Below are 13268 nucleotides of genomic sequence, written 5' to 3'. Positions count from 1 at the left end.
CGTTTTGCCTGACACAAGTGGTGCATTCTGATCCGGCGCGGTCAAGGGCCAAGCGCGTCTGAGGCCCGAGACTTTGCCTTGGATGCACCACATAATGTGCTATAAATATGCCTTAAATCTCCGCATTTTTGCCTTAATGCGCTGATACCTCATACCAAAGCCTAGGGTGCCTTGTGCCCGTTTACGATTGAGGACGTTTACCATGATCGATACCCCCTTCACGCTCGAGACTTCATTTGCCGATTTTTCGAAAGATGCGTGGCTAGATGCTGTTGTCCAAGTCGCGCAGGACGATGGGTTCTACGAAACGCTCGGGCGCAAACATCATGCGATCTTTTTGAAAAAGACGAAAACTCTGCTGGTCAGCTTTGAAACCATCAGCGGGATGCGCGCCCTGTCATCATTGGCACACCCTTTGGGGTGGGAAATGGTCCGCAACGAAGACTGGTCGCATCTGTGCATCGCCTCCGAAGGGGATACGTGGTTTCGCGACGAAAATGTCTATGCGTTCTTCGACCGGTTGATTGACGACGGGTTTTTTGACGAATTCGACCGCGTTGTTTTCTATGGTGCAGGTCCGGGTGGCTATGCGGCGGCGGCCTATTCTGTTGCGGCCCCCGGCGCACGGGTTGTTGCCATTCAACCGCAAGCGACGCTGGATCCTAGCGTGGCCGGATGGGACGATCGTTTCATCGAGATGCGCCGTACGGATTTCACATCCCGTTTCGGCTATGCGCCCGAAATGCTGGACGCCGCCGAAGCCGCATATGTTATTTATGATCCAGCAGTGCCCTTGGATGCGATGCACGCCAGCCTCTTTACCCGACCCAATGTCACCAAATTGCGCATGCGCCGTATGGGATCAGCATTGCAATCCAAGCTGCTAGATCTGGATCAGTTCGAAGCCGTACTGACCTTGGCCGCCGAGGACGACTTGACCGTCGAAAGCTTTGCGCGCTGCGCACGTGCGCGTCGCGATCACCGCCCCTATTTGCGTAGCCTACTGAACGCACTGGAGCAGGATCAGCGCGAAACCTTTATCCTGATGCTATGTCGCTGGGTAAACGAGCGCATCTCTGCCCCGCGTTTCGCACGACGTCAAAAGCAGATCGAGGCCGACATCGCGCTTAGAAACGCGCCGGCGGGCGACGCTGACACGGATCAAGACGAGGCCGCCCAAAAGTCGGGGTAACTGCAATAGAACCGCCGCAGGTGCCATCCCAAGACTAGCGCGCCTGCACGCCCTGTGCTAGCGGGGAGCCCATGACACAGACCCTCACGCTTCGACGTCCCGATGATTGGCACCTGCACCTGCGCGACGGCGCGATGCTGGATGCCGTATTGCCCTATACCGCCGCGCATTTTGCCCGTGCGATCATCATGCCAAATCTCGTGCCTCCGGTGGTGCGCGGTGCAGATGCCGCTGCCTACCGTGATCGCATCCTGCGTGCCCTGCCGGAAGGCGCGGATTTCACGCCGCTGATGACGCTTTATCTGACCGAAGACACCGACCCTGATGATGTGGCCGCGGCCCATGCCAGCGGTCTGATCACTGCGGTCAAGCTTTACCCTGCCGGCGCTACGACCAACTCTGCCAGTGGGGTCGCAAATTTCGACAACGTCGCGCCTGTGCTTGAACGGATGGCCGAGATCGGCCTGCCCCTGTGCACCCACGGCGAGGTGACCGACCCCGAAATCGATATTTTCGACCGCGAGGCCGTATTCATCGACCGCGTGCTGGACCCGATCCGCAGCCGCCACGCTGGGCTGAAAGTCGTGATGGAGCACATCACCACCGCCGACGCCGCGCAGTATGTGACTGAAAGTACAGGCAATCTGGCAGCAACCATCACCACGCACCATCTGGTGATCAACCGCAACCATATCCTCGCGGGGGGGATCAAGCCGCATTACTACTGCCTGCCCGTTGCCAAGCGCGAGATCCACCGGCTTGCCTTGCGTGCTGCAGCGACATCCGGCGATGCGCGGTTCTTTCTGGGTACGGACTCCGCGCCCCACACGGACGCGAACAAGCTGCTGCCCTGCGGCTGTGCCGGTTGCTTTACCGCGCCCAATACCATGTCGATCTTGGCAGAGGTGTTCGAACAGGAAGACGCACTAGAGCAGCTTGAACGCTTTACCTCGCTCAACGGGCCGGATTTTTACGGGCTGGCACCGAATGATGCGACGATGACGCTGACCCGCACACCGGCGACTTATCCCGATCATATTGACACGCCTGAAGGGCCGGTCACCGTTTTTGATCCTCTGATGCCGTTGAACTGGTCCGTTAACTCTGATTGACCACCCCGCGATATAGACCTTTGCCGGCCCAGCTAAGATGCGGGCCGGCAACCAACGACTGCCTTTGCCAAGGCCCCAAAAGGAACGCACGACATGATCCCTACCAGCTACCCCGACTCGACCGAAATGGCGCGCCTGACCGCGCGGATGTTGCTGGAGATCAAAGCGGTCCATTTCAACGCGGCAGAGCCTTTCACCCTTGCTTCGGGTCTGCCAAGCCCAACCTATATCGATTGTCGCAAGTTGATCAGCTATCCGCGCATCCGCGCCACCTTGATGGACTTCCTGACGGTGACGGTGATGCGCGAAGCCGGTTTCGAAGCGTTCGACAATATCGCGGGCGGTGAAACCGCGGGTATTCCCTTTGCCGCGATGGTGGCTGAACGCATGGCTCTGCCGATGACCTATGTGCGCAAGAAGCCCAAAGGCTATGGCCGCAACGCTCGGATCGAGGGTGAAATGACCGAAGGCCAACGGGTTTTGCTGGTCGAGGATCTGACCACCGATGGCGGGTCAAAGATCAGCTTTGTCGACGCGATTCGTGATACGGGTGCGACCTGTGGGCATACGGCGGTGATCTTTTACTACGGTATTTTCCCGCAAACCGAAAAGACCTTGGGCGATCACGGGGTTACGCTGCATAGCCTGTGCACCTGGTGGGATGTGCTGGCCGAAGCCAAAGCACAGAACGCGTTTGACATAGAAACCCTGACCGAAGTCGAAGCCTTCCTGAACGCGCCCGAAGCGTGGCAGGATGCGCGGAAAAAATCCTAAGCAATCCACATGATATTGTGTCGCGTGGTGTAAAATCACGCGACATATGCTACGCTAGCGCATAGATCAGGTTATCCACAGCTTATAAAGATTGCGGGATGACGGGCGGCTCGGGTAGACAAGCCTCGGGTCATTAATCAGTGGGGCAACACGTAGCATGAACGAAATTTCAAGCATCGACGGTAACCAGCTAACGGTTCAAGCGGCAGAGACGATGCCGCATTCCATCGAAGCGGAACAGCAGTTGTTGGGCGCAATCCTGACCAACAACGACATCTATGATCGGGTGGCGTCTGTCATCGGCCCCAAGCATTTCTACGATCCCGTTCACGCGCGCATTTTCGAGATCGCCGCCGCACGAATTGCCAAGAACAACCTTGCCTCCCCCGTGACGCTCAAGGCGTTCATGGAGGATGACGAAGGGCTGAAAGAACTGGGCGGGCCTGCCTATCTCGTGCGTCTTGCCGGTGCCGCAATCAGTGCCTTTGCCGTACGTGACTATGCGCAGATGATCTATGATTTGGCGGTGCGCCGTGACCTTATCCAGCTTGGCCGCGATATTTCGGCCAAAGCAGCACAGGTCGATGTCGCGTCAGAGCCGCGCGAACAGATCGTCGAGGCCGAACAGAAGCTTTATAAGCTCGCCGAGCAGGGTCAGACCGAAAGCGGTTTTCAAAGCTTTCTGAAAGCCGTGACCGATGCGGTCAACGTGGCCAATGCGGCCTACCAGCGCGACGGTGGCCTATCCGGTGTCTCTACCGGTTTGATTGATATGGATAAAAAGCTGGGTGGCTTGCACCCGTCCGACCTTTTGATCCTTGCGGGTCGTCCGTCGATGGGGAAAACCTCGCTTGCGACGAACATCGCCTTTAACGTTGCCAAAGCCTACCGCCGTGGCACCTTGCATGACGGCACCGAAGGCGCTGTCGATGGTGGCGTTGTCGGGTTCTATAGCCTCGAGATGAGCGCAGAACAGTTGGCCGCGCGTATTCTGTCCGAGGCGGCAGAGATCCCATCGCAGCAGATCCGGTCCGGTGATATGACCGAAACCGAATTCCGGCGCTTTGTGGACGCCGCCAAGGCGCTCGAGGCCTGCCCGCTGTATATCGACGACACGCCTGCCCTGCCGATCAGCCAGCTGGCTGCCCGTGCGCGGCGGCTCAAGCGGACCCACGGGTTGGACGTGTTGATCATCGACTATCTCCAGCTGGTGCGCGGTACGGGCAAAGGCGAAAACCGGGTGAACGAGATCTCGGAGATCACCATGGGCCTCAAGGCCATTGCCAAGGAGCTGCACATCCCCGTGATCGCGCTGTCGCAGCTGTCACGTCAGGTGGAAAACCGCGAAGATAAACGACCGCAGCTGTCGGATTTGCGTGAATCCGGGTCGATTGAACAGGATGCCGACGTCGTGATGTTCGTGTTCCGCGAGGAATACTATAAAGAACGCGAAAAGCCCGGTGATCACGAGCTGGACAAAATGGCGATCTGGCAAGAAGAGATGGAGCGTCTGCATGGTCGCGCCGAGGTGGTGATCGGCAAGCAGCGTCACGGACCGATTGGCACCGTCGATCTGAGCTTTGAAGGACGCTTCACCCGCTTTGGCAACCTTGTGAAACCATGGCAAAGTGAAAACAGCGGCGGCGATCAGGAGTTCTGATCGCCCCTCACATACGTTACGCGCAGCGGTTTAGACCACTGCTGCGCGGGCGATCTCTGCCTCTGACAGGTTGTATTTCGCGGCAAAGCGGTCCCGTGCCGCGATCAGCCTTGGGTCATTGGGTCGCATCCCCAAAGTGCGAATGAATTCGATCCGTTGTTGATGCTTCAGCGCATCGCGGTCAATCGCCGTCCCCATCACGCGATCGATCACTTCCCCGCCGGGGCTGACGTGAAACCATTTACTAAAATCGCGGAAATGGTGCTGGTTGTGCAGCGTGGTCACGTACCGCTCTACCCGCGTTTTGGACACGTTCACATGTGCTGTCATGTGGAACCACTCATAGATCAAAAACGTCAGCACGCCGCCCACAGGCACCACTGCCATCGAAACCCACCCCGCCTGCGGCACCCCGATCAGCGCGAGCACCCCCCAAAGCACGCCCCCGTTCATCACCAGCATCGGCAACGCCACCCAGATCGGAACGAAAAACAGCTTGGTGTTCGTCGGAAAATCATGGTGGCCGTAGTGCGCCATATAAAGCAGGTCAAACGCCCACTGCGCCCTTGGGGGTGTCAGGTGGAAAACATAACGATGCAGATTGTACTCATTCAGCATCTGCGCCGCGACCCCCAACGGGACCAGCGCCCAGACCCACAACGACGCGAACAGCGCCAAGCCGATAAGCCCTGCCACGCATGCGACCGCCATCACCGCGACAGCCGCATGCGAGAACATGATACGCAGACGCATCATGCGCGTGCCTCCTTATTCAGGAGACATGGTTTCATAGCGCAACCCCTTGGCGGTGTCCTTGTCGAACCCCTTCCAATAGTTGTGGTCCTCTTTCGGGGTACCGTCCTCGTTCATCGACCAGACCCCGTCGTTGGAGTTTTCGACGAGATCAAGATAGCCGTCCATTTCGGCGTCGCCTTTCAGGTGCTGCCCCATCCAGACCGTGGCGAAATGCTGGGCAATATTGTTCATACGCGCCGTGTCCCAGACCGGATCGGTGTAGTGGCTCGAGACATTGAACCCCAGATCAGCGTCATCGCGGAAGGATTCTGCCGGTGCAGGCATGGGTGCCGCCGCATTGTGGCCGCCATTTTCAAAAGTCAGCAAGGCACGGTCGACGCTGCTTGCGTTCTCCCAAATTCCGCGCACCCCCTTTTCGTAAAGCGATACCATGTCTTCCGACCCTGCCATGAACAGCATCGGAATCTGTACGCCCTTCAGCCCTTCGGCGTCCCAAAAGCCTGTGTTCATACCCCAGGGGCCGATTGCAATCGCGGTCTTGATCCGCGGGTCAGGCAGGTTGGTATGCGTCTCTGATCCCGCCTGATGGATACCCAAGGTGCCGTGCGGTCCGCCCCAGCCATATCCGACCGAAGCTTCCGTCACGCCGCCGCCTGCAGTAATCACCGCGCCGTAGCCGCCCATCGAATAACCGATCAAACCGGTGTTATCGGCATCAACTAATCCGTTCAGGAATGAACTTTCGTCCTGCGACAGACGCGCCATTTCATCCAAAACGAACAGCTGGTCCAGCGACCGGTTCACCAGCGTGGAACCAAAGGCAGCCTGCGTGCGATAGGTCGAATCCGTGTGGTCTATCGACGCCACAACATAGCCTTTCGACGCGATGTTTTCGGCCAAATGCGACATCAGGAACCGGTTACCGGGATATCCGTGAGAGACGATGACCAGCGGATACGCAGCGTCGGGCTGGGCAGGATCCACGTCGCGCATGGCTTTGCCTTGTAGGGTGACTTCGGTCTTGCCATCGCGGATGAACGCCTTGATCGCGGTGTCGCCCGTGGCCCCCTCTGCAGCGGGGTACCAGACTTCGACGGTTAGGGGGCGGTCATAGCGTGGCAGGGTTTCTGGCTTATCAGCCGCCGGATCAATAGACAGAATATCGATCTGGTCCTTATGCACCAGATCAAGCTGGCGCACCCCGATGGCAGCATCCCCGTAGGCCGCCATATCCGGTGCGTTCGGCATCTGTGTGTCGATCCGGTTCTCTGCTTGCGCCATGGGTGCGGCCATTGCTGTAATCACCGCCAAAGCGGACCCCGTCGTCTTTGTTGCAAATCGCATGATGTTTTTCCCGTCCTATAATCCGGCTGCTGATCGTAGCCTGTCTTTTGTCAGGCACAGGCTACCCAGTTCGCGGCACCATGCAAGCGTCATGCGAAGGTTTCGTTACGTTAGGGAAATCAGTTCGATAAACCGCCGGTGGTCCCCAGGATGACGGATATTTGAACGCGACAGGTGCTGGTGGCTTGACCTTCGCGGGTATCCGGTCGAAACAAATCCTATGACAACAGCGACCCTCTCCATCGACCTCAACGCGGTTGCCGCCAATTGGCAGGCGCTGAATGAAATGACCGGCTGCGAAACCGGTGCCGTGATCAAGGCCAACGCCTATGGTCTGGGGATCGACCGCGTCGCCCCTGTTCTGGCAGCCCAAGGGGCGCGCAAGTTCTTTGTTGCCGTCGCCGAAGAGGGCGTAGCGCTGCGCCGCGTATTGGGGCCCGGCCCTGCGATCAACGTCTTTGCAGGGCATATGCCCGGAGACGCCGATATGATCCGCTCTGCCGCGCTGACACCGATGATCAATTCGGTCGACCAGCTGATCGCGCACGTGGAGACCCTGCCCGGCCATCGTTTTGGCATACAGCTCAACAGCGGTATGAACCGTCTGGGCATGGATCCCGCCGAATGGAGCGCGCTGCGCGACATCGCACTGGCCCAGAACCCGACGCTCATTATCTCTCATTTGGCCTGCGCAGATGAACCGAACCACCCGATGAACGCCCGCCAGCTGAAAACCTTCCACGACATGACCGACGGGCTGAACGTACCACGGTCACTGGCGGCCACGGGTGGCATCCTGCTCGGGCGTGATTATCACTTTGATATGACCCGCCCCGGTATCGGACTTTATGGCGGGCTGCCTTTTATGGATGCACAGCCCGTGGTTACGCTGGATGTGCCTGTTATTCAGGTACGCGAGGTCAGCACAGGCCACCCTGTCGGCTATGGCTGCGCATGGACTGCGCCGCGCCCGTCGCAGGTCGCCACAATTGCTGCCGGCTATGCAGATGGGCTGATCCGCGCCTTGGGCAACGGGGCCACCCTGACACATGAGGGCCGCAGATTGCCGGTCATCGGGCGTGTCTCTATGGACTTGATTACGGTCGATGTGACCAGCCTTGCCGAGGTGCCCGAACACTTGCAGTTGATCGGTGGCCATCAATCGGTCGATACCGTCGCAGGGTTTGCGGGCACCATCGGCTACGAGGTGCTGACCGCGCTAGGAGCCCGCTATGATCGGGTCTATGTCGAATGATCCACCGCAAAAAGACGTAGGCCGCACAAAGACGCTGCTGCGGTTTTTGAACCTGTCGTTGCTGATCCTTTATCCCGTCGCATGGGGTGCGCCGCTGTTGCGTGCGGGCGTGCTGCCGCTGTTCGGACTGACCGAGATCTCGGTTCTGAGCGGCTTGAGGTCGCTTTGGCAAACCGACATGTTCTTAGCGTTGGTCGTAGCACTATTTGCGTTGGCGGCCCCTTACGCAAAGACCGTCGGGCTGACGCTGGTGCAGTTTGATCTTATTCGCCCGCGCACCCTACCTATCTTGCAGGTAGCTGGCAAACTGGCGATGGCAGATGTTTTTTTAATTGCCCTCTATGTGACCTTGGCCAAAGGGATCGGGATCGGTCGGATAGAGACGGCCTGGGGGCTCTATCTTTTTATTGCATGTATTTTAGCGTCTGTATTCATAGGGTATCATACGCAAAACTTGGTCGACCCTCGGAGGCAAACCTCCCACCCCACTTCACGCTTGGGTTGAATTTAGGGTGTTTTAACCCTGTTAAATCGATTCATTTACTAAAAAAAGAAGATTTTCTTCGCCTTTTGCCGGCGCCGGCATATTCTTGCTTATAACAGACACACAAGCACAAGGTGAGACAGATGAACGCGTTGACAGCACTTATCCAGTATATCTTTCAAAGACTCGCAGTCGCGCTATTCGCTATTGCCGCCGTGGCGATTACCGTCTCGACTGTGATGGCGGCCTTGGGATTGTGGGCATGGGTCGAACTGCCCATTAGCTATGCCGGTGAACCGGTCGAGAAAGCGGGCATGTACGCCCAAATCGGGCTGACCTTCTTGGCTGTCGGTCTTTGCTTTTTCTTACCGACCAATCGCCGTGTGATGCAGCTTGAGACGTCGCATCGCCAGTTCTCGATGAATATGGATGATGTAACCCGCGCTTATGGTGCTGTGCATGCGGCGGATCGCGGTGAAGTGTTTCAGATGTCGTCAGAGTTCGACTCTGTGCGTGAACGTCTGGCCTATCTGCGTGACCACCCTGACCTAAGCACGCTAGAGCCCGCCCTTCTCGAAGTTGCGGCACAGATGAGCCATATCTCCAGAGAACTCGCGACGGTCTATGCAGACGAAAAAATCGAACGAGCCCGCAACTTCCTGAAAGAGCGTCAGGAAGAAGTGAACCTGTTCAACAGCCGTCTGGATCAGGCCAAAGGTATCACCACCGAGATGAAGCATTGGCTGCACGAGGTCGAGCTTGAAGAAAGCGTTGCTGCGGCACAGCTGGACCGTTTACGCGCCGAAATGCGCGAGATCATGCCAGAGCTCGGCATCGACCGCATGGTGACCGCCGCTGACATGGCGCGCGATTCACGGGTTGTCGAACTGCCCCCCAAAGCCGCAGAGTAACTCTGCGTGACCTAAACGGTTTTACTTTGACGTTGCTCGTTTGTTCGGCCAGAAAGACGCATGGCTAAATCTCCCGTTACATTCTCTTGCGCCGCCTGCGGTGCTACCTACAACAAGTGGTCCGGGCGCTGTGACGCCTGTGGTGAGTGGAACACGATCCAGCAGGATAAAGGCGCGGCCTCGGGTCCGCCCAGCAAATCGCTGGGCACACGGCGCGGTGCCGCGATGGTGCTGACAAACCTCACGACCAAGGACACCCCCCCGCCCCGCAGCCAGTCCGGCATTGCCGAGCTTGATCGCGTGTTGGGCGGCGGGCTTGTACCCGCGTCTGCCATTCTGGTGGGCGGTGATCCAGGTATCGGGAAATCCACTCTTCTGCTGCAAGCCGCCGCGCATTTTGCCCGCAGCGGATTGAAAACAATCTACGTCAGCGGCGAGGAAGCATCGGCACAGGTGCGTATGCGGGCACAGCGGTTGGGGCTGGCCGATGCCTCGGTGCAGCTGGCCGCCGAAACCAACCTCCGGGATATTCTGACCACGCTGGAAGAAGAGAAACCCGATCTTGTGATCATCGATTCGATCCAGACCATGTGGGCAGATAATGTCGATTCCGCCCCTGGCTCTGTCAGTCAAGTCCGCGCCGCTGCGCACGAGCTGACGAGCTTTGCCAAAAGACGCGGCGTATCGGTCATCCTTGTAGGCCACGTCACAAAAGACGGGCAGATCGCCGGCCCTCGGGTTGTTGAGCATATGGTCGACACCGTGCTCTATTTTGAAGGCGAGCGCGGGCACCAGTTCCGAATCCTGCGCGCGGTCAAAAACCGATTTGGCCCAGCGGATGAGATTGGCGTGTTCGAAATGACGGGCCAAGGGCTGGCCGAGGTGACCAACCCCTCTGCCCTGTTCTTATCCGAACGCGGCACCCCTGCGGCGGGGTCGGTTGTTTTCGCAGGTATCGAAGGGACACGCCCCGTCCTATGCGAGCTGCAGGCGCTTGTGGCCCCCTCGCCTCATTCGCAGGCGCGGCGCACGGTTGTTGGCTGGGACGGCGGCCGTCTGGCAATGATCCTCGCCGTGCTAGAGGCGCGCTGCGGCATCCCCTTTGCGGGGCTGGATGTATATCTGAACGTCGCAGGCGGCATGAAAATTTCAGAGCCGGCAGCAGATCTTGCGGTTGCTGCGGCGCTGTTGAGTGCACGAGAAGATGTGGCCCTGCCCGCAGAAACCGTAGTTTTTGGGGAAATCAGCCTGTCCGGTGCGCTACGCCCCGCCAGTCAGACCGAAAATAGGTTGAAAGAAGCGCAAAAACTTGGTTTTACCAGCGCCATCGCGCCCGCGGGCGGAAAACCTGTGGGCAAGAACGGCATAACGCTTAATACCATGAGCGATCTAACCGGATTTGTAGGCGAAATATTCGGGGCTGGTTAACCGCCCCTTCAAGGAAGGCAAGACGATCATGGAAGGTTTTACCATCATTGACGGGGTTGTGGCGCTTGTCATTATTCTGTCCGCTTTGCTGGCCTATGGCCGCGGGCTTGTACGCGAATTTATGGCCATTGTCGGCTGGATCGCCGCCGCGATCCTCGCGTTTCTCTTTGCGCCGCAGGTTGAACCGCTGGTGTCAGAAATTCCAGTTGTGGGCGAGTTTCTTGCCGACAGTTGTGAATTATCGATTATCGGGGCCTTCGCCATTGTCTTTGCCATCGCGCTGATCGTGGTGTCGCTGTTCACCCCGCTGTTCTCGTCGCTGGTACAGCGATCGGTTCTGGGGGGTCTTGATCAGGGGCTTGGGTTCCTCTTTGGTGTGGCCCGCGGCATCTTGCTGGTCGCAATCGCGTTCTTTGTCTACAGCACCGTGATCACCGGCCAGTCCTTTACCATGGTGGACGAAAGCCGCTCTGCTCAAGTGTTCGGGCGCTTTACCGGCCAGATCGAAGACCAGAACCCAGAGGCTGCACTGGGTTGGATCACCACCCGCTATGAAGCCCTGGTTGGTGCCTGCGACGTCTGATCGCCGCCAAAACTTCGACATAACATACCTACGCCCCCGTTTTCGGGGGCGTTTGCGTTTCGGCATATGTTGCATCGCAGCATTTGACAGAGCAAAATGTAACGGCGGGGTGACAAGGCGCGTTCGAAGTCCTACATAGCCCCTATCCCTTCATCGGATTCGGAGTTTCCCCGTTGTCCAAGATCATGCCCCCCGCACACCCGTTTGATTCCTCGTATCTGCGTGACGCAGATGATGGGGATAAACTTAAAGAAGAATGCGGGGTGTTCGGCGTGATTGGCGTTGCAGACGCCTCGAACTTTGTCGCGCTCGGCCTGCACGCGCTGCAGCACCGTGGTCAAGAAGCGGGCGGGATCGTCAGCTATGACCCCACCGCCGGCTTCCAATCGGCGCGCCGCTTTGGCTATGTGCGTGATAACTTTACCTCGCAAAAAATCATGGAAACACTGCCCGGCGAACTGTCGATCGGGCACGTGCGCTACTCTACCTCCGGTCACAAAGGGCCGACAGCGATCCGTGACGTGCAACCGTTCTTTGGTGAATTCGCCATGGGCGGTGCCGCGATTGCCCATAACGGCAATATCACCAACGCCAACGCCCTGCGTCGCGAACTGATTGAACGCGGGTCGATCTTTCAGTCCTCGTCGGACAGCGAATGTATCATCCACCTGATGGCGCGCTCGCTTCAGCAAAACATCCCCGAGCGGATGGAAGACGCCCTGCGCCGTGTCGAAGGCGCGTTTTCGGTTGTGGCGATGACCCGCACTAAACTGATCGGCGTGCGCGATCCATTGGGTGTGCGACCGCTGGTTCTGGGCAAGCTCGGTGACGGTTGGGCGCTAAGCTCTGAAACCTGCGCACTGGACATCATCGGTGCCGAATTCGTTCGTGAAATCGAACCGGGCGAAATGGTAGTCATCACCCCCAAAGGCGTCGAAAGCCACTTTCCGTTCCGCCGCGTCGCATCGCGCTTTTGTATCTTTGAACACGTCTATTTCAGCCGTCCTGACAGCATCCTTGGCGGGCGGTCGGTCTATGAAACCCGCGAGGCGATCGGCCGTGAACTGGCCAAAGAATCCCCCGTCGACGCGGATCTTGTCTGCCCCGTGCCAGACAGCGGTACGCCGGCGGCCATCGGGTTCAGCCTCGAATCGGGTATCCCATATGCAATGGGGATCATCCGAAACCAATACATGGGCCGGACCTTCATCGAGCCGACCGAACAGATCCGCAATATGGGCGTCCGGCTAAAGCTCAACGTGAACCGGGCGCTGATCAAGGGCAAGCGGGTCATTCTGGTTGACGATTCGGTCGTCCGTGGGACCACCAGCCGCAAGATCAAAGAGATGATTCTTGATGCCGGCGCGAAGGAAGTCCACTTCCGCATTGCGTCGCCGCCCACAGCATGGCCGTGCTTTTACGGTGTGGACACGCCGCAGCGCGAAAAGCTGTTGGCCGCGACCATGTCAGAAGAAGAAATGCGCGAGCACCTTCAAGTGGATAGCCTCAAGTTCATCTCGCTTGACGGGTTGTATCGCGCCGTGGGCGAAGCAGAGGGCCGCAATAACAAATGCCCGCAGTATTGCGATGCGTGCTTCTCGGGCGACTACCCTGTCACCCCTAGTGACCAGATCAATCAAGGGTTCGAGATGAAGCCAGCCGCCGAATAGGGCCGCTTCGTCCAAATCAACGCCGCAAGGGCGGGCGCAGGGATCAACCCCTCGCCCGCCCTTTTGCGTTTTTGCCCCTGCGCCACTGGCAAGGCTTTG

At 58.3% G+C, this 13268-nt stretch carries 12 protein-coding genes; 10 read left to right on the top strand and 2 right to left on the bottom strand.

Annotation, left to right across the window (positions count from 1 at the left end):
• Window positions 1–202 precede the first annotated feature (202 nt).
• From GLP52_RS02660 to GLP52_RS02645, 4 genes are all read left to right on the top strand, one after another.
• Window positions 203–1192 carry a phosphoadenosine phosphosulfate reductase gene (locus tag GLP52_RS02660; RefSeq protein WP_237273351.1) on the top strand — a complete coding sequence of 330 codons (990 nt, stop codon included), beginning with the start codon at window positions 203–205 and terminating at the stop codon, window positions 1190–1192.
• 71 nt (window positions 1193–1263) lie between these two features.
• On the top strand, window positions 1264–2304 hold the full coding sequence (gene pyrC / locus GLP52_RS02655) for a dihydroorotase (RefSeq protein WP_237271497.1): 1041 nt from the start codon (window positions 1264–1266) through the stop codon (window positions 2302–2304).
• Between the two features lie 93 nt (window positions 2305–2397).
• Window positions 2398–3078: an orotate phosphoribosyltransferase gene (locus GLP52_RS02650; protein ID WP_237271496.1), complete on the top strand. Its 681-nt coding sequence runs from the start codon at window positions 2398–2400 to the stop codon at window positions 3076–3078.
• A 157-nt stretch (window positions 3079–3235) separates the two neighbouring features.
• Window positions 3236–4738, top strand: a complete 1503-nt coding sequence (locus GLP52_RS02645) for a replicative DNA helicase (protein WP_093732575.1) — start codon at window positions 3236–3238, stop codon at window positions 4736–4738.
• A gap of 30 nt (window positions 4739–4768) precedes the next feature.
• Here GLP52_RS02645 and GLP52_RS02640 read toward each other — a convergent pair whose 3' ends face one another.
• Window positions 4769–5494 (bottom strand): sterol desaturase family protein, encoded by a 726-nt coding sequence (locus GLP52_RS02640; protein ID WP_237271495.1) that lies wholly within the window; start codon window positions 5492–5494, stop codon window positions 4769–4771.
• 12 nt (window positions 5495–5506) lie between these two features.
• Entirely contained in the window at window positions 5507–6838 is a 1332-nt protein-coding gene (locus GLP52_RS02635) for an alpha/beta hydrolase family protein (protein ID WP_093732577.1), read from the bottom strand.
• Between the two features lie 220 nt (window positions 6839–7058).
• Between GLP52_RS02635 and alr the strand changes: the two genes are divergently transcribed.
• From alr to purF, 6 genes are all read left to right on the top strand, one after another.
• On the top strand, window positions 7059–8093 hold the full coding sequence (gene alr / locus GLP52_RS02630; protein WP_093732578.1) for an alanine racemase: 1035 nt from the start codon (window positions 7059–7061) through the stop codon (window positions 8091–8093).
• Entirely contained in the window at window positions 8071–8598 is a 528-nt protein-coding gene (locus GLP52_RS02625; protein WP_237271494.1) for a paraquat-inducible protein A, read from the top strand. Before alr ends, GLP52_RS02625 begins: the two co-directional genes overlap by 23 nt.
• A 122-nt stretch (window positions 8599–8720) precedes the next feature.
• On the top strand, window positions 8721–9488 hold the full coding sequence (locus GLP52_RS02620) for a DNA repair protein (protein ID WP_237271493.1): 768 nt from the start codon (window positions 8721–8723) through the stop codon (window positions 9486–9488).
• 60 nt (window positions 9489–9548) lie between these two features.
• Window positions 9549–10916, top strand: a complete 1368-nt coding sequence (gene radA, locus GLP52_RS02615; RefSeq protein WP_093732580.1) for a DNA repair protein RadA — start codon at window positions 9549–9551, stop codon at window positions 10914–10916.
• Between the two features lie 28 nt (window positions 10917–10944).
• Complete coding sequence (locus GLP52_RS02610; RefSeq protein ID WP_093732581.1) at window positions 10945–11499, top strand: CvpA family protein; 555 nt, start codon at window positions 10945–10947, stop codon at window positions 11497–11499.
• A 185-nt stretch (window positions 11500–11684) separates the two neighbouring features.
• A complete protein-coding gene (gene purF, locus GLP52_RS02605) occupies window positions 11685–13169 on the top strand; it encodes an amidophosphoribosyltransferase (protein ID WP_093732582.1) in 1485 nt (494 codons plus the stop codon).
• The last annotated feature ends 99 nt before the right edge of the window (window positions 13170–13268 follow it).

Origin of the sequence: Sulfitobacter sp. M22 (assembly GCF_021736025.1) — a bacterium.
GTDB classification, from domain to species: domain Bacteria; phylum Pseudomonadota; class Alphaproteobacteria; order Rhodobacterales; family Rhodobacteraceae; genus Sulfitobacter; species Sulfitobacter litoralis.
The sequence above is the reverse complement of the archived record's forward strand: the minus strand, read 5'-3'. Positions and strand labels throughout refer to the sequence as shown.